Here is a 21,635-nt window from a genome sequence, read left to right as displayed (position 1 = left end):
CGCCGCGGTCCAGCGGCTAGGTCGGGCCGACGGCCAATCGCGCGCCCGCGGCCTCTAGCCGGAGGTAGTCGTACTGGGTGGTTCCCGTCTTGCCCTCCGCCAGGACCTGCGAAAGAGCGATGGTGTTCGCGCCCTTCCTCAGCACCCCGGGCGGGATGGCGATGCGGGTTTCCGCGAACGGACCATGGCTGCCCAGGCGGACGGGCGCGTGATCGGGGTGCGGAGCCTTGTAGCGGCCTACCTCCGTTCCGTTCACGCTGACCGCCAGGGTGGTCTCCGAGGACGCCAGGGCGATGTACAGCGAGGCGGCCTCGGCGGGGGTCTGGGTCAGTGAGAACCTGATCGTCCACGGGGCCGAGCCGAACTGCGCGTAGTTCCAATCCTTGCGCCAGTCGTCCTTGCCGACCGTGTAGGTCAGTCCCTTGTCGGCGTCAGCCAGGGCTGCGGCGTAGGTCGCCCACTGGGTGTAGTTGAATGCGCCGTCGTGGAACTCCTTGGAGTCCCGGTCGGGAACGCCGATTTCCCAGACCGTGTCGGCCGTTCGCGACGGGGTCCACCGCAGGGCGCCGAGATCCAGGGCGCGGCCAGGGCGGACCTCCACATCGGCCTTGTGGAAGGCGCCGATGGCGCCCGCGCCGAACGCCCAGAGATGGTAGGCGCCGGGCAGCACGTGCGGGATGCTGAAGCGGCCGTCAGCGTCGGTCTTGACCCAGAACTGGTAGGTCCGGCCCTGCAGTTGGAAGTCGGTTCCCTGGTCGTCGGGCGCCAGGCCGATCCAGGCCCCCGCCGCGCTGGTCGCCCGCTTGCCCCGGTCGTCCACCGTCAGGGTCCCTCGAACCGCGCCGCGTCCGGACTCCGGGACGTAGTCGGCGCTCTTGAACCAGCCGTAGGGCCAGGCCGACCGCTCGGCCGCCGCCTGCGCCTGGGCGTCGGCCCAAAGCGCCTGGACGACCTTTGACGACGCGTCGTCCGCCGCGCCCCGGTAGCTGTTGGCGTAGACGAAGTACGGCCCCCAGGTTTTCTTGAACGAGACGCCCGCCGCCATGGAAAGCTGCGTGCCCTGGCTGTAATGCGAGCCGTTGAGCATGTTGAGCAGCGTGTGGTCCATGTGCGCGGTCAGCTCCCGTTTCATGGGGCCGCCGTTGTAGTATTCGTGGCTGGGGACGGTCATCCAGATGCCCAAGCGCTTGGTCGTGCTGCTCCAGCCCCAGACGTTCAGGTCGCCCAGGTCGGCGCTGTAGGAATATTTGCATTCGAACTGGCCAGCATACTCGCCCGTGGTCAGTTGGCGCACTTCCTTGGGCGCGCCCGGCACGAGGATCGAGGCGGCCATATCCTGCACGGTCGGCATCTTTCGCTGGCGCAGGGCGTCGACGCTGAGCCAGTCAAAGATCGGGCTGACATAGGCGTTGGAGCGCCATTCACCGACGTCGGTCCGGGGATATGATGCCGGGTGGTCCAGTCTGGCGGTGACGTAGTAGCCCTGCGCGCCGCGCCGGAGGCTGTAGTAGACGTCGACATCCATGGCCGCGTCGGTCGCCTGGCCCGACCACGGACTGTGGATCCGGACCTCCGCATAGTCGCCGTGGTTGGACGCCGGATCGACGCTCAGGGTCGCGGTTCCGCGCGGCCCGCCATAAGCGGGCGTGTTCCAGCTCCAGTAGAACCGGCCGCCGCCATGACCGCCCTCGAACAGGTTCAGGCCCTTGTAGGTGAAGCGGCTGATCGAGGCGTCCGTCTTGTCGATGCGGATCGCCACGACGCCGTTGTCGAGCACAAGGCTGTCGCCGTCGTCCTTGACCGACACGTCGGGACCCTTGCCATCGCCGCCGCCTGGCACGTTGGCCAGGGCGGCGCTCGAAGCAAGCGCGCACGCGACGGCCAGGAGAACACCGACGGCTTGGGTCGATAAGCGAAGGCGCGGGCGTTTCATGCTGGCTCCGTTCGGACAGGTCGCGCGAAGTCGTCTCAGACCCGGCGACCTTCGGACTATTGGTAGCGATAGACCTTCAGCTTCTGGATGCTGAAGCGGTCCGGCGGCAGGCGCAGGTAGCGGCCCTGGCCGCTTTCGTCGCCGTTCAGCCAGCGACCGCCGACCCATCGGCCATCGACGAACTCCCCATCGACGATCTGCTCGACGCCGACCTGGTCGCCGGACTTGGCTGCGTCGGCGAAACGCAGGATCACGCCACGGCCGGCGACCAGGAACTCGTCCTTGCCGGTCTGGATGATCAGGCCGCCGTGAGCGGCGATCGTCTGAGTGGCCTTGGGGGTCCTGGAATCGACCATGGAGGCGGTGATCGTATAGCCGCCCAGATCGAAGGTGCGTGGGGTCTCGTCCACCACGCCCTCGTAGCTGAGCGGCGCCTTGAAACCGCGCATCGTGCCCTTGCCCTGGTTGGCCAGGACGAGCGGCGCGATCTGGCGCAGCACCCGGTAGGCGTCGGTCAGGGAATCGGTTTCGGGATGGGCCAGGGTCTCGATGGCGAAGGGGCCAAAGCCGATGCCGTCCAGTTCGCCCAGGGTGTAGAAGGCGTTGCCGCCGGCGTCGATCTGGCCGGCGCGATTGGCTTCCGGAACGAAGACCGGATTGTCGGGCCGCTTGAACTGGTCGGCCCAGTGGACGTAGTCGGGGAAATAGGCGTCCAGGCCGATCAGGTCGATGGCGGGGCCGCCGGCCTTCCAGATGTCGAACAGATGCGGCAGCGGGCCGCCGCTGGGATATTGGCCCGGCTTCTGGTCGGGACGATTGAGCGCCACATTGACGTACATCGGCAGGTCATAGGCCGCCTTGCCGGCCTTGGTCAGGTCATTGGCGAAGACCGAGAACCCCCAGGCCTGAAAGATCTGCTGGCCCTCGACGCCGTCGCCGAAGACTTCCGACCAGGTTCCCGCGATCTTGGAGCCGTTGGCGGTCCAGGCGTCGCGGACATAGGGGTGAAGCGTCGCCTTGTTCCGGCGCAGATAGTCGATCAACGCCTTGGGAACGGACCCTTCGAACGCCGCCTGCGCCTGGGGGCCGTAATCGCGGACCACCGGCAGCATGCCGATCTCGTTCTCGACCTGCACCATGACCACGGTGTGGCTTTTGTCGAACGCCTTGATGTGCGCCATCAGGGCGGCGAACGCGCGCTGGTCCGCCTTCAGGGTGTCGGGGTCATAGGGGCTGAGAATGTCGCGCGGCACGTCCTTGTCGTCCCGAGCCCGCGCATAGGTCCTGTAGTCGTGCTTGATGTAGGGCGGCGCGTAGCTGGACATCGAATTCTTCCAGGCGCCGAACCACAACACCACCAGCTTCATATGGTTGGCCTGCGCCTGCTGGATCAGGCCCTCGACCGGGGCGAAGTCGTAGACGCCTTCGCTGGGTTCGATCTGGTCCCACTCGACCGGAGCTACGACGGTATTCAGGCCGATGGTCTTAAGCGTCGGCCATTGGGCGTTCAGGTATTTGAGGTCCGAGGCTGTCGAATTGGCCAGTTCGCCACCCAGGATCAGCATGGGCCTGCCGTCGACGATCAGCTGGGTGGCCTCACCCTGCCGTTTCAGATGCGGCGCGTCCTGGGCGGCGGCGTTGAACGACGCGGCGGTGCCCAAGGCGACGAGGACGGCCGTCAAGCTCTTCCGGTTCATGCGATCCCGCCCCGCCGCTTCCTGGCCCGATCGCACAAGGCGCGACTCCATTTATCGCACTAATGACTAAAGTCTCACATATTAAATCGTCAAGTCATATTTTGAGATTATATTACACTTCACGACAGGCGGGACATACGCCAAGAAAAACTTATCCCCCTCTTTCCCGGCGTGTTTCCTGAACGAAAACAACGCTCCGAAATCACTTATCCTCCCCCTCTCACGCCGCCGCATAATCAGACCACCTCGAGGCGATGGGGAGGGCGCTAAGGCCTGCGACCTTCGCGGCCTTGGGGGGCGGTCGAGCGGGCGTGCTCGTCGGCGGCGGTCTCGTGAGGGGCCGCGTCTCATCCATCTGGTGCCGGCCGGGCGTGGTCCACAGATACGGCGTTGGATGAGGGTCGGCGGCGCGACAGGCGCGGAGTGATCCGTGCGTTCCGGGACCGGGCTTCGTGGGCCCGGCCCGCCCGTCGGGGGCTAAGACCGGCGAGGTCCGAACAGGGCCGATCGCCGGGCGCTCCCGGACAACGATCGCGCGGAGCGTCGGTCCTGGTCGAAACGGTATTTCTACAAAAGCTTCCGGGCCTGGCCCGACGCTCCGCAGCCCTCCCCGACCTTCAGCGGCTTTCCGCGTGAAGTGGCCAAGCCGTGCCCGAAAAGGAGAGCAGCCATGCCCCGATCCCGGACCCGCGCCCGCGAGCGCCGCGCCAGGTTGGCGGCCGGTCTCATCCAACCCGATCCGGAACGGACGCCGGCGCGCGTGCAAGCTTTTTGGCGCGAGGTCTGGAAGAAGGCGGCCGCGCACGAAGACTACCCTCGCCCGTGGCTGGCTCCTCGCAGCCGCGCCGAGCGAGCCCGGGCGATCCGCGCCAGGTTGACGAAGATGCTGGCCGCCGCCTTCGCCGAAATCGCCGAGCAGGACGCGGCGACCGACCGTGGCCGCGAGCCGCCCAGCAAAAAGCCCCCGGTCTCGCGACCGGGGGCTCTGCTTGTTCAGCCGACGAGGGCGAAGACTAGCGGATGACCCGCGCGCCCTTGCCCTTCATCACGGCCTCGACTTCCGCCTGGCGCACCATCGAGGTGTCGCCCGGGGTGGTCATGGCCAGGGCGCCGTGAGCCGCGCCGTACTCGACGGCGGCCTGGGGGCCCTTGCCTTCCATGAAGCCGAAAGCCAGGCCCGAGGCGAAGCCGTCGCCGCCGCCGACGCGGTCGTAGATCTCGAGGTTCTCGCGCATCATCGAGGCGTAGAACTCGCCGCCGGCGTACAGGATCGCCGACCAGTCGTTGACCGAGGCGGTCTTGGCGTTGCGCAGGGTGGTGGCGGCGACCTTGAAGTTCGGGAACTCCTTCACGGCCGTCTGGATCATCTTCTTGAAGTTGGCCGGGTCGATCGCGCTGATGTGCTCGTCCAGGCCCTCGACTTCGAAGCCCAGGCAGGCGGTGAAGTCTTCTTCGTTGCCGATCATCACGTCCACGTACTGGGCGATGTGGCGGTTGACCTTCTGGGCCCCTTCCTTGCCGCCCTGCGACTTCCACAGGCTGGCGCGGTAGTTGAGGTCGTAGGAGATCACGGTGCCGTACTTGCGGGCCACTTCGACGGCTTCGATCACGGCTTCAGCCGTGTTCGAGGCCAGGGCCGCGAAGATGCCGCCGGTGTGGAACCAGCGCACGCCTTCTTCGCCGAACAGCTTTTCCCAGTTCACTTCGCCGGGGCGGATCTGCGAGGCGGCCGAGTGACCACGATCCGAGCAGCCCAGGGCCGGGCGGACGCCGAAGCCCTTTTCGGTGAAGTTCAGGCCGACGCGGGTGTTGCGGCCCAGGCCGTCGAAGTCGCGCCAGATGATGTGGGAGGTGTCGACGCCGCCCTGCATCATCAGATCCTCGACCAGCCACCCCAGGTCGTTCACCGGCAGGGCGGTGACGGCCGTCGAGCGCTTGCCCCAGCACTTCTTGAAGGCGCGGGCGACGTTGTATTCGCCGCCGCCTTCCCAGACCTGGAACTGACGCGCGTTGCGCACCCGGCCGAAGCCGGGATCGAAGCGCAGCATCACTTCACCGAAGGAAGCGCAGTCCCACTTCGTTTCCGAAGCCGGGCGGATGTTGAGGATGTTGTCAGTCATAGGTCTTTAGGCCTTCCCACGAACCTTCTTGATCAGGTCCACCGTCTCGCGGACCTTCTTGGTGATGCCGGCGTAGTCCCCGGCGTCCAGCAGCTCCTGCGTGATCAGCTTGGAGCCCATGCCGGCGGCGACGATGCCCGCGCCGAACCACTTCTTGACCGAGGCTTCGTCGGGATCGACGCCGCCGGTCGGCATGATGCGGGTCCAGGGCATCGGGCCCAGCACCGCCTTGACGAAGTCGGGACCGCCTACCGACGAACCCGGGAACACCTTGACGATCTCGCAGCCCAGTTCCTCGGCGTACGAGATCTCCGAGGCCGAGCCGCAGCCCGGCGAATACGGGATCTTGCGGCGGTTGCAGACCTTGGCGACGTCGGCGTTGAGGATCGGGCCGACCACGAACTTGGCGCCGTTGGCGATGTAGATGCCGGCGGTCGGGGCGTCGACGATCGAGCCCACGCCCATGATCACGCGCGGATCGGCCGAGGCGAAGTGACGGGTCACTTCGTAGAAGACGTGGCTGGCGAAGTCGCCGCGGTTGGTGAATTCGATGCAGGGCGCGCCGCCGTCGGCGCAGGCCTGGATCACCTTCTTACAGACCTCGACGTCGGGGTGATAGAAAACCGGGATGACGCCCTGGTCCATCAGCGCCGTCAGCACGGCCATGCGGTCTTTCACCATCAGTACTGCTCCTCAAAGGATCGATCTTGCGTGCGGCCCGGCTTGCGGGCTTCGGCGTGGAAGATTTCGCCGCGTTGGGCGCTGGGCGACCGTTTAGACCGCGTCGCCGACCGACGCCACACCCGAGGCTCCCCCAACGTCAATTCGCTTGCTGTCGTCCTTGGTTTTCCACCCCTGGGTTTCCACCCTCGCCGGGCCCTTCGTGCAACCCCCTTTTGGTCGCTGCACGTCGGCCCCTCAAATAAAGGGCGCCGAGCCGAAGCTCGACGCCCTGAAAGTTTGCGCAGGAGCGAACTCAGAAAGAGCCGCGGACGCCTGGAACTGGGTAGGCCAGTTCGAAACGTCAGGTGATACCGGTGTCATTGTGGCCTGGCCACTTTGCCACCGGTGTCATTTAGGAATCTACTCCGAAGCGACGCCTTGTGCAAGCGCCGTCAAAACGATGTTTTCCGTTTTGACGGCGGTGTTGAAAAAACAGTGGAACAAGGTGGGGACACACACTCACGGCGCGCATTCCGCCAGTCCTGGCGAGGCCATCGTGTGAGTGTGTGTCCCCTAAGCCGTCCCCTGCCCTCACCCCGTGTTCCGCAACCCCGCGGCGATGCCGGCGACGGTCAGCTGGATGGCCAGGCGGATGTTTTCGTCCTGGTCCCCTGCCCGCCGGCGGGCCAGCAGCTCCAGCTGCAGGTGGTTCAGCGGGTCGACCGACAGGCCGGCCAGGGCGACCGACTCCGCCAGTTCGGGCTGGTTGTCGAGCAGGGCCGAGCCGCCGCGGATCGCCAGGGCGATCTCCGAGGCGCTGTCGTGCTCGCGGCGGATGGCGTCGAAGATCCGCTGGGCGGCGTCCTTGCCGGGCGACAGGTCCTTGTACCGGGCGGCGATGCCCATGTGGCTCTGGGCCAGGGCCAGCTCCATGTTCGACAGCAGGGCCCCGAAGAAGTCGAAGCCGCCGGCCAGGTCCTGCAGCTGGCCCGTGGACAGCCCGGCCCGCTCGACGCCCGAGGCGAAACCGTACCAGCCGGGCAGCATGAAGCGGGCCTGCGACCAGCTGAACACCCACGGGATGGCCCGCAGGTCCTCGATCTTGCGGCTGGCGGTGCGGCTGGCCGGGCGGCTGCCGATGTTCAGACCGACGATCTCGCCGATCGGCGTGGCCGACCAGAAGAAGTCCTCGAACGCCGGGTCGTCGTACACCAGGGCGCGGAAGCCGTGGAACGAGGCCTCGGCCAGAGCGGTCATGGCCGCCTCGACCTTGGGGTCCGGACGGGACGCCTCGCGCTCGCTGGCCATCAGCACGGCGGCGGCCAGGCCGTCGAGGTTGCGGCGGGCGGTCGGCTGGTCGCCGAAGCGGCGGGCGATCATCTCGCCCTGCTCGGTCATGCGGATACGGCCCTGGACGGTGCCGGCCGGCTGGGCCAGCACGGCCTCGGCGGCCGGTCCCCCGCCCCGCCCGACGCTGCCGCCGCGGCCATGGAACAGCTGAAGGCCCACGCCCATGCGCTCGGCCTCGAAGGCCAGGGCCGAAGCGCCGCGCGCCACGCCGCGCCGGCTGGCCACGTAGCCGCCGTCCTTGTTGCTGTCGGAATAGCCGAGCATGATCTCCTGCACCGGCCGGTCGCCCAGGATGGTGCGGGAAAGCGGCAGTTCCAGCCACTGGCGCAGCACGCGGGGGCCGTTCTCCAGGTCGCCGATGGTCTCGAACAGCGGGCTGATCTTGACCGAGGCGCGCGGCGCGGCCCCGCCCCAGACCAGGCCCACCTGCTTGAGCAGGACCAGGGGCTCCAGGATGTCCGACAGGGTCGCGGACTTGGAGATCACATAGGCCCCGAGACAGCCGTGGCCGTAGTCGCGGACCATCTGGGCGGCGGCCTCCATGGTCGCCAGCTCCTTGGTCGTCTCCTCGCCGTAGGCGGTGAACGGCGAGACCAGGGGCCGCTGGTGCGACAGCTCGCCGATCAGCAGCTTGGACCGGGCCTCCTCGTCCAGCTCCAGGTACTTCACCCCGGTGCCGGCCCGCTGGAACAGCTCGTGCAGCGTCCGCTCGTGGACGTCGGCGTTCTGGCGCAGGTCCAGGCTCATCAGGTGGAAGCCGCAGGCCTGGGCCACCTCGACCAGGGTGCGCAGGGCCGAGCCGACCAGGCGCTCGCCGCCCTGCCGCTCAAGGCTGTCGATGACGATCTTCAGGTCGGCGACGAAGGCGTCCGGATGGCCGTAGGGCTCGACGTCGGTCGTGCCGTTGGCGAAGGCCACCGGCTGGCCGGTCAGCTTCTGCGAGACGGCGGTCAGGCGGTCGAACACCAGCTCCAGGGCCAGGCGGTACGGCTCGTCCAGGCGATGGACCGACGGATCCCGGGTCTGGGCGGCCAGGGCCAGCAGTTCCTCGGAGACCGGCGTGTAGGCCGTGGAAACCGCCAGGTTCGACCACAGCTTGCGCACCTCGCCGGCGTACCAGTCGAGGATCACCCGCGACTGCGAGGCGAAGGCCAGCTTCAGGGTGTCGCCGTTGACGCCGGGGTGGCCGTCGCGGTCGCCGCCCAGCCACGAGCCCATCTTCAGCAGCGGGGCCATCCGGCCGTGCTCGCCGATCTGCTGCGACCAGTCGGCGTAGAGGTCGATGACCGCCGGCAGGATCGAGGTGCGGACGATCGACAGGGCGTTGCGGATCTCGTCCTTCACGGTGATCCGCTCGGGACGGTACAGGCGCGTCCGCCACATCAGGGCGATCTCGCGGAACAGGCGCTCGCGGATCTCGGCGTCCATGGCCGGCGGCAGGTGGTGGCGGCGCAGGGCCATCAGGCGCGAGATCTCGGTCTCGCGGTCGACCATGCTGCGGCGGCGCACCTCGGTCGGGTGGGCGGTCAGCACCGGCACCACGTTCATGGCGGCCAGGACCTTGGTCAGCTCGGCCGGCGACTTGCCCTCGGCGACCAGCGCCTTGACGGCGTCGACCAGGGTGCGGGGGCGATCATCGCCCGGCCCGGCCTCGCCCTCGGCGTGGCGGCGGCGGCCGGCGACGTCCTCGCCGATATTGGCCAGCATCGAGTGGCTGGCCAGGGCGCGGGCCAGGAAGATGGCCTGGTCGCTGGAGACCTCGGAGAACAGGCTGTCCAGCACCGGGGCGTCGCCGTTGGCCACGTCCTCGGCCGAGGCCGCGCGGCGGGCCTTGGCCACCAGGGCGGCGGCTTCGGGCCCGTCCAGATAGGCGATCGCCTCGTTCAGCAGCTCGCTGAGCAGATTGGCGTTCTGTCGCACGTGGCGGCTGGTGGGACGATCCCCCTCACCAAGAGACGAGCCAAGAGACAGAGGCATGCGCGAAGCTCCGCGACCGCCGCGAGCGTGCGACGGTTCATCAGGATGGAAACGTACGAAACGCCAGCCTTGTGCGAGCTCTTCTCGGGGGCCCTTGCTGACGCAGCGGCGCCTCTACCGCGCTTTGCCGACCGCGAAAAGGCGGTCGGCGCAATGGTTGCGGTACCAAATTCGCTTTTGCGCAGATTTCTGCCCCTAGCGGGCCAGCCAGCCCCCGTCGACGGGCAAGGTGATGCCCTGGACGTAGTCGGCGGCCGGCGAGGCCAGGAACACGGCGGCCCCGCCCAGGTCGCCCGGTTGGCCCCAGCGGCCGGCCGGGATGCGGGCCAGGATCGAGGCGTTGCGGTCGGCGTCGTTGCGCAGGGCCTCGGTGTTGTTGGTGTCGAAATAGCCGGGGGCGATGGCGTTGACGTTGATGCCCTTGGCCGCCCACTCGTTGGCCAGGATCTTGGTCAGGCCGGCCAGGCCGCTCTTGCTGGCCGTGTACGACGGCACGCGGATGCCGCCCTGGAAGGACAGCAGCGAGGCGATGTTGATCACCTTGCCGGCCACGCCGTTCACCGGCCCCTGCTTCAGCGCCTGCCGGGCGAAGGCCTGGGTCAAGAAGAAGACGACCTTCAGGTTGGTGTCCATCACCGCGTCCCAGTCGGCCTCGGTGAACTCGATGCTGTCGGCGCGGCGGATGATGCCGGCGTTGTTGACCAGGATGTCGATCTTGCCGAAGGCGGCGACGGTCTCGTCGATCACGCGCTGCACCGGCTCGGTCGAGCCGAAGTCGGCCTTGATCGACAGGAACCTGCGGCCGGTCGCCTCGACCAGGGCCTTGGTTTCCGTGGGCTCGCTGCGGCCCGCGGCGGCGATGTCCGCGCCCGCATTGGCCAAAGCGACAGCGATCCCCTGGCCGATGCCGGTGTTGGCGCCGGTGACGAGGGCGACCTTGCCTTCGAGGCTGAACGGATTGGCCATGGTGCGTGCTTCCTGATCCTGAATCTTGTCATCCCGGACGGCCCGGAAGGCCGGTCCGGGACCGCCGGAAACGCATGCGCGTCCAGCGGTCCCGGCTCTTGGCTCCGCCACGGCCGGGATGACGGCCGCGGCGAAGTGGAGCGGTCCCCGCTCCTACTTCAGCTGGCAGATATCCAGCACGTTCATGTCGGTGTAGTCGAGGTTCTCCCCGCCCATCGCCCAGATGAAGGTGTAGTTGGCGGTGCCCGAACCCATGTGGATCGACCACGGCGGGCTCATCACGGCTTCCTCGTTGGCGATCACGATGTGACGCATCTCGTCCGGCTCGCCCATGTAGTGGAAGACCCGGTCGTTCTCGCCCAGGCCGAAGTAGAAATAGGCTTCCGAGCGGCGGTCGTGCAGGTGGGGCGGCATGGTGTTCCAGACGCTGCCCGGCTTCAGCACGGTCATGCCCAGCAGCAGCTGGGCCGACTTGCAGGTGGTCGGCACGATGTACTGGTAGATGGTGCGCTCGTTGGAAGTCTCCAGCGCACCGCGCTCCAGCGGGATGGCGTCGGCGAAGGCCAGCTTCTTGGTCTCGAACGCGGCGTGGGCCGGCAGGCTGACCAGGTAGAAGCGCGCGGCCTGGCCGCCCGTGCCTTCGAAGGTCACGTCCTTGGCGCCCATGGTGACGTACAGGCCGTCACGCGGGACGATCTCGTAGGCCACGCCGTCGACGGTGATCTTGCCGGTGGTGTCGCCGACATTGATCACACCCAGCTCGCGGCGTTCCAGGAACGGGTGGCCGGCGGCCGAGGCGGGCTCGGTCTGGTCGGGCAGCTTGACGGCCGAGGTTGCCACCACGCCGCCGACGACGAAGCGTTCGGCGTGGTTGTAGGTCAGGACGATCTTACCGTCCTGGAACAGGCCTTCCATCAGGTAGCGATCGCGCAGGTCGTCGTTGCTGACCGCGAGCATCATGTCCGGGTGAGTGGCGTGGTAGGTCTTGGTGAACATCTGGAAGCTCCGGAAAATCTATTCAGCGGCGTGTTTGAGGGGCGCGACGGGCCGGGCCCAGTCGGGCCGTTGGTCGAGTTTGTAGGCGCGTTTGGGCAGGGTGTAGGTGAGGTCGACGATGAGCTCGGCGGCCTCGACCTCGTCCATGCGGTGCTCGGCGACCATGCGGGCCAGGAAGGCGCTGTCGACGCGGCGGGCCACGTCGTGGCGGGCGGGGATGGAGAGGAAGGCGCGGGTGTCGTCGTTGAAGCCGACGGTGTTGTAGAAGCCGGCCGTCTCGGTGACCTGCTCGCGGAACCGCATCATGCCCTCGGGGCTGTCGTGGAACCACCAGGACGGGCCCAGCTTCAGCACCGGATAGTGGCCGGCCAGCGGGGCCAGCTCGCGGCTGTAGACCGTCTCGTCCAGGGTGAAGAGGATGATCGACAGGCGCGGGTCGTTGCCGAACTTGGTCAGCAGCGGCTTGAGCGCCTCGACATATTCGGTGCGCATGGGGATGTCGGCGCCCTTGTCGCGGCCGTGGCTGGCCAGAAGCCCGACATTGTGGTTGCGGTGCGAGCCGGGGTGGATCTGCATGACCAGGCCGTCGTCCAGGCTCATGCGGGCCATCTCGGTCAGCATCTGGGCGCGGAACAGCTCGGCCTTGGCCGGGGTGACATCGCCCTTCAGCAGGCTCTGGAACAGGGCCTCGGCCTCGACGGCCGACAGGTCGGCGGTGGCGGCGGTCGGGTGGCCGTGGTCCGAAGACGTGGCCCCGGCGGCGATGAAGGCCTGGCGGCGCACCCGGTGGCCTTCCAGATAGCCCTTCCAGGTCGTGACGTCCTGGCCCGAGACCTCGGCGAAGCGCTCGAACGAGCGGCCGAAGCGCTCATCCTCGAAGTCGATGACCGCGTCGGGGCGATAGGCGGTGACCACGTGGCCGCCCCAGCCGCTCTCGCGGATGGCCTTGTGGTGCTCGAGCCGATCCTGCGGGCCCTCGGTGGTGGCCAGGGTCTCGATATTGAAGCGGTCGAAGAGGGCCCGGGGCCGGAACGCCTCGGTGGCCAGGGCCTCGTTGATGGTGTCGAAATAGAGGTCGGAGGTCTCCGCGCTCAGGAACACTTTGATCCCGAACACCTGGCTGAACACGTGGTTGAGCCACAGCCACGAGGGCGTGCCGCGGAAGAGGTGGAAGTTCTGGGCCAGCAGCCGCCAGGCCTCGCGCGGGTCGGTGCTGGGCACCCCGGCCTTGGAGCGCACCTTCAGCGCGTCCAGCGAGACGCCCTGGCTGTAGAGCATGCGGAAGAGATAGTGGTCCGGCGCCAGCAACAGATCGGTGGCGTCCTCGAACGGGGCATTGGTCGCGAACCAGGCCGGATCGGTATGGCCGTGCGGGCTGATGATCGGCAGGTTCTTGACCTGGCCGTACAGCGCCCGGGCGATCCCCCGCGTGCGCTCGTCGGCCGGGAACAGGCGGTCGTCGTGAAAAACCAGAGGCCGGGTCATGGCGTCATCTACTCCCTACTCCGCCGACGGCTTCCGCGGGCCGTTTTCGACGCGCTTGGTAACCGGTGTCATGGCGCCATGCAAGCCAAAGGCGCCGCCGCGATCGTGCCTTCCACCCTACCTTGCAGGCGGGGCGCCGGACGAGTCGCGAACCACCAGATAGGGGATCGTGCTGTTGGGGTCACGCTTCTCGCGGACCGCCGCGCCGATCAGTTTCTCGGCCGCGATCCGGCCCACCTCGCGGGTGGGGATGTGGATGGTGGTCAGCGGCGGCCAGACGGCCTGGGCGATCTGGAAGTCGTCGAACCCGACCACGGTCACGTCGGTCGGCACCTGCAGCCCCGCGCGTCGCGCCGCCTGCAGGACGCCGGCCGCCATTTCGTCGTTGCCGGCGAAGATCGCAGTGGGCCGGGGCGTCTTGGCCAGCAGCGTTTCGCCGCAGGCCAGGCCCGACTCGAAGGTGTAGGCGCCCTGGACGACATAGTCGGGCTTCAGCTCCAGCCCGGCCTTGTTGAGCGCGTCCTCGAAGCCCCCTCGCCGCTCGTGCGACGACCGGAAGCTGGGCAGGCCGCTGATGAAGCCGATCTCGCGATGGCCCAGCTCGACCAGATAGGCCCCCATGGCCTCGCCGCCCAGGCGGTCGTGGCCGACGATCATGTGCTCGGGCTTGTCCAGCTCGACCGAGGCGATGCGGATGTACTCGCAGCCGATTTCGCGCAGCAGCTTGGCCACCCGCTCGTCTTCCGACACCGAGGGCGGCAGCACGACGCCGAACAGCTTCTGGCGCTCGATGAAGGTGCGGATGTCCTGCAGGAAGGTGGGGCTGGAGCGGTCGCACGGGTGGACCACCAGCTCGAAGCCCGAGCCGCGGATGCCGTCCAGCAGGCCCAGCTGCATGTTCACGACATATTGCGGGTTGGGGTTGTCGTAGATCATGCCGATCAGGAACGAACGGCGGAACGCCAGGCCCCGGGCCTGGGGATCGGGCGCATAGCCCCACTCGGCGATCACCGCCTCGATGCGCTCGCGGGTCTCGTCACGCACGAACGGCGACTGGTTGATGACGCGCGACACGGTCTTCTTCGACACGCCGGCCAGACGGGCGATGTCGTTGATCGTGGCGCGCTTGCGGCCGCCTTCGAGGCCGCCGTCGAGAGCGGCGTCGTTTTCCATGCCGTCAGTCTCCGGCAACGGGGATTTGGACGAGGTCAAAGCGTTTCCATGCGGCGATCGTTGTTTTGTTTTGTCATACTCTATCGCACGGCGGCGTCGCTACAACTGCACCACCGGGCGTATTTGCCCTATGGTGACACCGGTTTCCCCGCCGTACAGACGGGATGGCAGCACGAAAAGTTCCAATGACCAAGGCTTTGATCGTCGACCCGACCTCCAGTCCCTCCGAATCGATCCACGGCGTCGATCCGCGCGACCACGTGGCGACGGCCCTGCGCGACCTCGTCGCCGGTGAAACCCTGGACCTGCACGGCCAGGCGATCGTCGCCCGCGTCGACATCCCCAAGGGCCACAAGATCGCGGTGCGTCCTGCCAGCGCTGGCGACGACGTGCTGAAGTACGGCTGGCCGATCGGCCGGGCCACGGCCGACATCGCCGTCGGCGACCACGTGCACGTTCATAACGTCGAGACCCGGCTGTCGGGCGTCGAGGACTTCGTCTACGCCGACGCCCATCCCGAGCCGCACGCTCCGCCGCCGGCCGGGACCTTCCTGGGCTACCGCCGCAAGAACGGCCGGGTCGGCACCCGCAACGAGATCTGGGTGCTGTGCACCGTGGGCTGCGTGGCCAACACCGCCCGGCGCATCGCCGAGAAGGCCAACGCCCGCTTCGCCGGCCGCGTGGACGGCGTCTTCGCCTTCCCCCATCCGTTCGGCTGCTCGCAGCTCGGCGACGACCTGACCCACACCCGCAAGCTGATCGCCGGCCTGGCCGCCCACCCCAACGCCGGCGGCGTGCTGATCCTGGGCCTGGGCTGCGAGAACAACCAGCTGAAGGCCCTGCTGGAGTCCGCGCCGGGCCTGGACCCCGAACGCCTGCGCTCGTTCACCACCCAGATGGTCGAGGACGAGCTGGAGGACGGGCTGGACGCCGTCGAGGCCCTGGTCGCCATCGCCGAGAAGGACCGCCGCGAACCGGCCCCGTTGTCGGAACTGGTCGTCGGCCTCAAGTGCGGCGGCTCCGACGGCTTCTCGGGCGTCACCGCCAACCCGCTGGTCGGCCGCATCGCCGACAAGGTCTCCGACGCCGGCGGCACGCCGGTGCTGACCGAGATCCCCGAGGTGTTCGGCGCCGAGGGCGTGCTGCTGGCCCGCGCCGCGACCCGCCAGGTGTTCGACGAGGCCGTCGGGGTGATCGACGACTTCAAGCGCTACTTCATCGACAACCACCAGCCGATCTACGAGAACCCCTCGCCCGGCAACATCGCCGGCGGCATCACCACGCTGGAGGAGAAGTCCCTGGGCGCGGTGCAGAAGGGCGGCCGCGCGCCGCTGGTCGAGGTGCTGCGCTACGGCGAGCAGGTCGGACCGCACGGCCTGACCCTGCTGGAGGCCCCGGGCAACGACGCGGTCTCGTCCACCGCCCTGACGGCGGCCGGGGCGACGGTGATCCTGTTCACCACCGGTCGCGGCACCCCGCTGGGCTTCCCCGCCCCCACCCTGAAGATCGCCTCGAACTCGGCCCTGGCCGCCCGCAAGCCGGGCTGGATCGATTTCGACGCCGGGGTCGTGCTATCGGGCCAGACCATGGACGCGGCGGCCGACTCCCTGATGGACCTGGTCGTGGCCACGGCCTCGGGCCAGCCGACCAAGGCCGAACTCAACGGCGAGCGTGAAATCGCCATCTGGAAGCAAGGCGTTACTCTGTGACCGACACCCTTTCCCGTCCTCTCCGCCTCAACGCCGTCAGCTATCCGGCCGCCGTCCCGGGCGTAGTCCTGCCCGCCTACGACCGCGACAAGGTCACGGTCGGCGTCGTGCATTTCGGCCCCGGCGCCTTCCACCGCGCCCACCAGGCCTTCTATTTCGACCAGCTGCTGGCCAAGGACCCGCGCTGGGGGATCTGCGCCGTGTCGCTGAAGAGCCCCGGCGTCCGCGACGCCCTGCAGCCGCAGGACGGCCTCTACACCCTGGCCCAGCTGGACGCCGAGACCACCTTCCGCGTGGTCGGCTCGATCCTGGAGGTGCTGGTCGCGCCGGAGGACCCGCCGTCGGTCTTCGCCCGCCTGGCCGCGCCGGACACCCGCATGGTCACCCTGACCGTCACCGAGAAGGGCTACTGCCTGACCGGCGACGGCAAGCTGGACACGGCCCATCCCGACATCGTCCACGACCTGGAGCACCCCCGCGCGCCGGTCAGCGCCGTCGGCTACGTGGTCGAGGGCCTGCGTCGCCGCCATCAGGTGGGCCTGCCGCCCTACGCCGTGGTGGCCTGCGACAACCTCGCCGACAACGGCTGGCGCCTGAAGGCGGCCGTCGTCGCCTTCGCCGAGGCGATCGACCCCGCCCTGGCCGCCTGGATCGAGGCCGAGGGCCGCTTCCCGCGCACCATGGTCGACAGCATCACCCCCGCCACCGACGACGCCCTGCGGGCCCGGGTCGAGGCCGCCACCGGCCTGACCGACGCCTGGCCGATCCAGCGCGAGGCCTTCACCCAGTGGGTCGTCGAGGACGTGCTGGGCGACAACGCCCCGGACCTGGCGTCGGTCGGCGTCACCCTGACCGACGACGTGCGCGGCTTCGAGCGCGCCAAGCTGCGCCTGCTGAACGGCGTCCACTCGACCATCGCCTACGCCGGCCTGCTGAAGGGCCATGAGACGGTGTTCGAGGCGATCAGCGATCCGGCGCTGGCCAGGATCGCCGAGGACCTGATGGTCCAGGACATCATCCCGACCCTGACCGCGCCGCGCGGCCTGGACCTACAGGCCTACGCCCAGGCGATCCTGGGCCGGTTCCGCAATCCCGAGATCCGCCACCTGCTCAGCCAGATCGCCTGGGACGGCTCGCAGAAGCTGCCGTTCCGCATCCTGGGCACCGTCGCCGACGCCCTGGCGGCCGGCCGGCCTGTCGACCGCCTGGCCCTGCCCCTGGCGGCCTGGATGCACTTCGTCCGCCGCCGCGTCGCCGAGGGCGTCAAGATCGTCGACCCGCTGGCCGACCGCCTGGTCGACACGGCCGCCGCCTGCACCGGCGACGCCAAGGCCGACGTGGCGCAGTTCCTGAAGCTGGAGCCGGTGTTCAGCCGCGACCTGGCGAGCAACGCGACCTTCGTGGCGGCGCTGGAGACGGCGTACGGCGACCTCGCCTAGCGGGTGACGCCCCGGCCCGTCACCACGGGCAGGACCGTCCGCACCAGGATCGTCAGGTCGAACCAGAACCCCTGGCGTCGGAGGTATTCGGCGTCCAGGGCCACCTTCTCCGGAATGGCGATCTCGTCGCGGCCGTTGATCTGCGCCCAGCCGGTGACGCCGGGCCGCAGCGCCTCGACGCCGGCTTCGGTGCGCAGCGCCACGAGATCGTGCTGGTTGAACAGCGCGGGGCGCGGGCCGACCAGGCTCATGTCGCCGACCAGCACGCTCCACAGCTGCGGCAGCTCGTCGATGCTGGTCTTGCGCAGGAAAGCCCCCGGCGGCGTCAGCCAGCGGTCGGGATCGGCCAGCAGGTGGGTGGCGACCTCGGGCGTGTCGATCCGCATGGTGCGGAACTTGGGCATGGCGAACAGGGCGTTGCCGCGCCCCACCCGCTGCGACCAGTAGAGCGCCGGCCCCGGCGAGGTCAGGCGCACCACCGCCGCCACGACCAGCAGCGGCACGGCCAGCAGCAGCAGCGCCGCACCTGACGCCGCCGCGTCGAACAGGCGCTTCACCCTAGGCCAGGTCCCCGAAGGCCGCGTCCAGCAGCAGATAGGCGCGGCCGGCGTCGGACGACAGCAGCGCCGCCACCAGGAAGCCCTCGCGGTCCTGCTCGGACGCCTCGTCCATCATGCCGGCGTAGCGGCGCAGGAAGCGCTCGGCGTCGGCCCGCAGCCCCGCGTCGGAGAACAGGCGGCGGACCAGCCGGCGGATGGCGGCCGGGGCCAGCTTCTTGACCACCTCGCGCGATGCGCCCTCGTCGTGGGTCTGGATCGTGGCGGCGATCTCGTCGATGCGGGCGCGGGGCAGCAGGGCCGTCGGATCGATGCCCATGGCCAGGATCTCGCCGGCCATCTTCTCGCCCAAGGCGGCGTCGCCGGGGGCGGCGCTCTCCAGGCCCGACAGCAGGTTGCGCCACGACAGGCCGCCGCCCTGCTGCGGTTCGGCCCGCTCGGCGGGCGCGGACGGCGCGGCGTTGCGACCGCCGGCAGCGTCGAACACCGAGCGGAATTCGTCGTCGGTGGCGGTCGGCGTCAGACGCAGGCGCGGCCGCAGCCCGGCCTCCTCGGCGCTGGGCTCGTTGGCGGGCCTTGGGGCCGGCGTGGACTGCGGCGGAGACGGCGGCGGCGGCGCGGCGGCTTGGACCTGACGGTTCAGTGGCGGCGGCGCGCGGGACGGCGTGGCGGCGGGAGGCTGGACGGCGCCCATCCGGCCGACGGCCTCGCTGAGCATGTCGTAGTTGCGGCGGACCCGCTCCTGGAAGGCCTGGTCGATCGCCGCGGTCTCCTCGGCGGTCCGGCGGGCGGAGGTGCGGAGGTCCTCGATGCCCTGCTCGATCTGGGCCCGGACCTCGTTGGCGCGGGCCAGGGCCTCGGCGGGCAGGTCGGCGGTGCGGCGGCCGACGTCGGCCAGCATGGCCTCCATCTCGGTGATCGTGCCGCGCGCGGTCTCGACCGCTTCGGACAGCTTCTGGGCGGTGCGGGCGCCGGCCTGCTCGACCACCTGGGCCGACTGCTCGATCAGGTCGCGGGCCTCGTCCATGCGGGACTCGAACACCGTGTCGGCCTTCTGGCCGGCGGCGAAGGCGATCTCGTTCAGCTGGTCGACGCGGATGCGGGCGGCCTCGACGCGCAGCTCGACGCCTTCGTTGGCCTTGCGGGCCGCCTCGGCCATGGCTTCCATGGCCTGGGCCAGGGCCGTTTCCAGGTCGGCGCGCTGGCCGCCGGCGGCGCTGGCCAGGGCGGCGATGGCGCTGGAGGTCTCGGCCGCCAGGGCCTCGCGCTCGGCGCGGGCGGTCTCGGCGACTTCACGCAGCTGCTGGGCCGCCGAACCGATCAGGCCGCGCAGTACCTCGGCCCCCATGGCCGCCATGTCGCTCATCTCGGTGGCGCCGGCGCGGGTGTGGCCGATGAACTCGGTGAGCTGGGCGGTGCGGGTCTCGCTCTCGGCGGCGAAATCCTCCTGGTCGGTGCGCAGCTGCTGGCTGGCGGCGACCAGCGCGGCGCGCTGGGACGCCAGGGTGCGCTCGACGGCGCCCATCTGGTCGCCGACGCCTTGGCCGGCGGTCTCCAGGCGGGCGATCTGGCGCGACAGGTCCTCGGCCCCGACGCGGGCGGCGTCCGACGCCTCGGCGGCGGCGGCGGCCAGGTCGGCGGCGCGGGCGGCCAGGGCGGCTTCGGCCTCGCGCAGCTGGGTCTCGGCCAGGTCGGACGCCTCGGCGACCATGCGCGCCTGGCTGCCGATGGCGTCGACCACCGCCGTGGACTGGGCGTCCAGCGTGGTCGACAGGGCGTGCATGGCCTGGCGCTCGTGACCCAGGCCCTCGGACAGCTGCTGCACCATGCGGGCGGACTCGCTGGTGGTCTGGGCCAGGGCGAGGGTCTCCTCGGCCAGGGCCTCGCGCAGTTCCTGGACGCGGTTGCGGGCGTCCTCGGCGGCGGCGGTGGCCGCGTCGATCTGGCCGCGGATGCGCTCGACCATGCCGTCGACCCCGGCCGCGGCCAGGGCGGCGGGGGTGACCAGGCGGTCGGTCACGGTCCGGCTGTGCTTCAGCTCGGCGGAGACGCCCATGGCCTGGCGCAGCATGTAGGCGCCCAGCAGGGTGAAGACGGCCGGCCCGACGGCCAGGGCCGCGAACACGGTCAGGGCGAACTGGTCGACCTTCAGGGCGGGCACGCCCGCGCCGTAACCTAGCGCGAAGGCGATCGGGCCCAGGGTCCACAGCGCCGCGGCGGCGACCGCCAGGCTCCAGAACAGCGGCGCCGGCATCGGCTTCTTGCCTTCGCGGGCCGTCGACAGCGTGGTGACGGGCGTCTCGGGCGCGGCCGGCGCCGTCTCGCGCGGCTTGGACACCGCCGCCTCGAACCGCTTGGACGGAGCCGGCGGTTCCGGCTCGACGACCGGGGCCGGCGGCTGGGCCGCCTGGCTGGCGACCGGCGCGGTCAGGAACGACGGCAGCGGAGCCAGGGGCTCGGCCTCGACCGGCGCGCTGCGCCGGCCCCGGGCCGGGGTGAACGGCGCTGGATCGGCTTCCGGTTCGGGCGGCTTGAAGTTCGACTTCGGCGGCGGCGCCGGCTCGATCACCGCTTCCGGCTCGGGATCGACGGCTTCGACCGTCGGCGGTTCGACCGGTTCGAAGGCCTTGGATTCAGGTTGGGCTTCGGGTTCAGGCTCGGACTTGGGCGCCGGCTTGGACGCAGAGCCGAAGAAGCCGCGGCGCGCGCTGGCGCGCGAGGTCTGCGGCGCGGGGGCCGCGGGCGGCTCCGGCGCGGGTTCGGGCCCGAGGTCCAGCGGACCACGGTCGAGAATCGGCGGGGCCGACGCGTCGGGAACGGCGGCTATATCGAGGTCCAGGTCCGGTTCACTGACCGGCGCGTCCGCATCGGGTTCGGCTTCCGCCTCGATGGCGCGATCGACGTCATCGACCGGCGGCTCCACGGGAATGCCGGTGAAATCAAGCGGTTGGCGCTTCTTGGGCTTCATACGCAGCCATAGTCCCAGGGCGAAACGGCTCGGGGCCGGATGAACATCGCCGCGCGGACGCCCCTCTCGCACGCAACGAATAAACCTAGCGGCGAAAAGCCGGCCCGCATAGCGGGTTCCGCCGGTTTTCCAATCTGGCGAAGGGGTTGGCGCGTCCGGGACCCAGGCGCGATCCTAGGCGCTGACCTCGGTCCGATGCAGCTTGGGACAGCGCTCGATGGTCTGGACGGCCTGCTGGCGGGGCGAGCGGGCGATGACCCGTTCGGCCTTGGGCGGCTCCTTGGCGCGATGCTCGACGGCCATGCCGAACTGGCAAAGCGCCATCGACGACAGCCAGAGCACGATCGCGGCGATGAATTCAGCCAGGGAGGACATCGGGAAGCCCATTTTCCGATAGCGGCGTTATGCGGCGGTTCGTCGCGGGAGGCGAGTGAACTTTTGGTCATGAAAGGCCCCGCTCCCGCCGCGTGGCGCCATCGAAGCTCACAGCGCCTGCAGATTTCCCCGCCTTGCCCGCTCGCCCCCCGGGACCTAGGTCCACGACCAACATCCCCCCTTCCGTCGCCGCGCCTCCGTGCGTCGGCGGAGCTTTCCATTTGCGG

At 69.4% G+C, this 21,635-nt stretch carries 14 protein-coding genes; 2 read left to right on the top strand and 12 right to left on the bottom strand.

The annotated features are described in order from the left end of the window. Positions 1–16: 16 nt before the first annotated feature. The 9 genes from BR39_RS0113310 to BR39_RS0113265 all read right to left on the bottom strand — a co-directional run bounded on the left by BR39_RS0113310 (position 17) and on the right by BR39_RS0113265 (position 14,360). Positions 17–1,807, bottom strand: a complete 1,791-nt coding sequence (locus BR39_RS0113310; protein ID WP_197026700.1) for a polysaccharide lyase family protein — start codon at positions 1,805–1,807, stop codon at positions 17–19. 182 nt (positions 1,808–1,989) lie between these two features. Further along, the gene (locus BR39_RS0113305; protein WP_029912590.1) at positions 1,990–3,630 is read right to left on the bottom strand and encodes a DUF5597 domain-containing protein; all 1,641 of its coding nucleotides are present in this window, start codon (positions 3,628–3,630) and stop codon (positions 1,990–1,992) included. A gap of 1,013 nt (positions 3,631–4,643) precedes the next feature. Beyond that, positions 4,644–5,750, bottom strand: a complete 1,107-nt coding sequence (locus BR39_RS0113295) for a sugar kinase (RefSeq protein WP_029912585.1) — start codon at positions 5,748–5,750, stop codon at positions 4,644–4,646. A 6-nt stretch (positions 5,751–5,756) separates the two neighbouring features. After that, positions 5,757–6,431 carry a bifunctional 4-hydroxy-2-oxoglutarate aldolase/2-dehydro-3-deoxy-phosphogluconate aldolase gene (locus BR39_RS0113290; RefSeq protein ID WP_029912584.1) on the bottom strand — a complete coding sequence of 225 codons (675 nt, stop codon included), beginning with the start codon at positions 6,429–6,431 and terminating at the stop codon, positions 5,757–5,759. 573 nt (positions 6,432–7,004) lie between these two features. Continuing rightward, on the bottom strand, positions 7,005–9,740 hold the full coding sequence (ppc, locus tag BR39_RS0113285; RefSeq protein WP_029912582.1) for a phosphoenolpyruvate carboxylase: 2,736 nt from the start codon (positions 9,738–9,740) through the stop codon (positions 7,005–7,007). Positions 9,741–9,935: 195 nt separating this feature from the next. Beyond that, positions 9,936–10,706 carry a 2-dehydro-3-deoxy-D-gluconate 5-dehydrogenase KduD gene (gene kduD / locus BR39_RS0113280; RefSeq protein ID WP_029912580.1) on the bottom strand — a complete coding sequence of 257 codons (771 nt, stop codon included), beginning with the start codon at positions 10,704–10,706 and terminating at the stop codon, positions 9,936–9,938. 153 nt (positions 10,707–10,859) lie between these two features. Next, positions 10,860–11,702: a 5-dehydro-4-deoxy-D-glucuronate isomerase gene (gene kduI, locus BR39_RS0113275; protein ID WP_029912577.1), complete on the bottom strand. Its 843-nt coding sequence runs from the start codon at positions 11,700–11,702 to the stop codon at positions 10,860–10,862. Between the two features lie 18 nt (positions 11,703–11,720). Further along, positions 11,721–13,187, bottom strand: a complete 1,467-nt coding sequence (uxaC, locus tag BR39_RS0113270) for a glucuronate isomerase (RefSeq protein ID WP_029912574.1) — start codon at positions 13,185–13,187, stop codon at positions 11,721–11,723. A 117-nt stretch (positions 13,188–13,304) separates the two neighbouring features. Then, positions 13,305–14,360, bottom strand: coding sequence for a LacI family DNA-binding transcriptional regulator (locus BR39_RS0113265; protein WP_029912571.1), 1,056 nt, complete (start codon positions 14,358–14,360; stop codon positions 13,305–13,307). Positions 14,361–14,545: 185 nt separating this feature from the next. Here BR39_RS0113265 and BR39_RS0113260 point away from each other — a divergent pair, with 185 nt between their 5' ends. Then, positions 14,546–16,069, top strand: a complete 1,524-nt coding sequence (locus BR39_RS0113260) for an altronate dehydratase family protein (RefSeq protein WP_029912569.1) — start codon at positions 14,546–14,548, stop codon at positions 16,067–16,069. Continuing rightward, entirely contained in the window at positions 16,066–17,508 is a 1,443-nt protein-coding gene (locus BR39_RS0113255) for a mannitol dehydrogenase family protein (RefSeq protein ID WP_029912565.1), read from the top strand. Before BR39_RS0113260 ends, BR39_RS0113255 begins: the two co-directional genes overlap by 4 nt. Here BR39_RS0113255 and BR39_RS0113250 read toward each other — a convergent pair. From BR39_RS0113250 to BR39_RS0113240, 3 genes are all read right to left on the bottom strand, one after another. Further along, positions 17,505–18,065 (bottom strand): sugar transferase, encoded by a 561-nt coding sequence (locus tag BR39_RS0113250; protein WP_029912562.1) that lies wholly within the window; start codon positions 18,063–18,065, stop codon positions 17,505–17,507. The genes BR39_RS0113255 and BR39_RS0113250 overlap by 4 nt on opposite strands. 1 nt (position 18,066) lies before the next feature. Beyond that, positions 18,067–21,033 carry a hypothetical protein gene (locus tag BR39_RS0113245; protein ID WP_029912559.1) on the bottom strand — a complete coding sequence of 989 codons (2,967 nt, stop codon included), beginning with the start codon at positions 21,031–21,033 and terminating at the stop codon, positions 18,067–18,069. Between the two features lie 174 nt (positions 21,034–21,207). Continuing rightward, positions 21,208–21,408, bottom strand: a complete 201-nt coding sequence (locus tag BR39_RS0113240; RefSeq protein WP_156035765.1) for a hypothetical protein — start codon at positions 21,406–21,408, stop codon at positions 21,208–21,210. Positions 21,409–21,635 lie beyond the last annotated feature (227 nt).

The sequence above is a fragment of the Caulobacter sp. UNC358MFTsu5.1 genome (assembly GCF_000712075.1).
GTDB lineage: Bacteria > Pseudomonadota > Alphaproteobacteria > Caulobacterales > Caulobacteraceae > Caulobacter.
The sequence above is the reverse complement of the archived record's forward strand: the minus strand, read 5'-3'. Positions and strand labels throughout refer to the sequence as shown.

What these genes read in the sequence shown, in the direction of transcription:
- BR39_RS0113295 (WP_029912585.1), bottom strand. Translation starts at nt 5,750, where the DNA reads ATGACTGACAACATCCTCAACATCCGCCCGGCTTCGGAAACGAAGTGG.
- BR39_RS0113245 (WP_029912559.1), bottom strand. Translation starts at nt 21,033, where the DNA reads ATGAAGCCCAAGAAGCGCCAACCGCTTGATTTCACCGGCATTCCCGTG.
- kduD (WP_029912580.1), bottom strand. Translation starts at nt 10,706, where the DNA reads ATGGCCAATCCGTTCAGCCTCGAAGGCAAGGTCGCCCTCGTCACCGGC.
- uxaC (WP_029912574.1), bottom strand. Translation starts at nt 13,187, where the DNA reads ATGACCCGGCCTCTGGTTTTTCACGACGACCGCCTGTTCCCGGCCGAC.
- BR39_RS0113240 (WP_156035765.1), bottom strand. Translation starts at nt 21,408, where the DNA reads ATGTCCTCCCTGGCTGAATTCATCGCCGCGATCGTGCTCTGGCTGTCG.
- BR39_RS0113265 (WP_029912571.1), bottom strand. Translation starts at nt 14,360, where the DNA reads ATGGAAAACGACGCCGCTCTCGACGGCGGCCTCGAAGGCGGCCGCAAG.
- kduI (WP_029912577.1), bottom strand. Translation starts at nt 11,702, where the DNA reads ATGTTCACCAAGACCTACCACGCCACTCACCCGGACATGATGCTCGCG.
- BR39_RS0113290 (WP_029912584.1), bottom strand. Translation starts at nt 6,431, where the DNA reads ATGGTGAAAGACCGCATGGCCGTGCTGACGGCGCTGATGGACCAGGGC.
- ppc (WP_029912582.1), bottom strand. Translation starts at nt 9,740, where the DNA reads ATGCCTCTGTCTCTTGGCTCGTCTCTTGGTGAGGGGGATCGTCCCACC.
- BR39_RS0113305 (WP_029912590.1), bottom strand. Translation starts at nt 3,630, where the DNA reads ATGAACCGGAAGAGCTTGACGGCCGTCCTCGTCGCCTTGGGCACCGCC.
- BR39_RS0113260 (WP_029912569.1), top strand. Translation starts at nt 14,546, where the DNA reads ATGACCAAGGCTTTGATCGTCGACCCGACCTCCAGTCCCTCCGAATCG.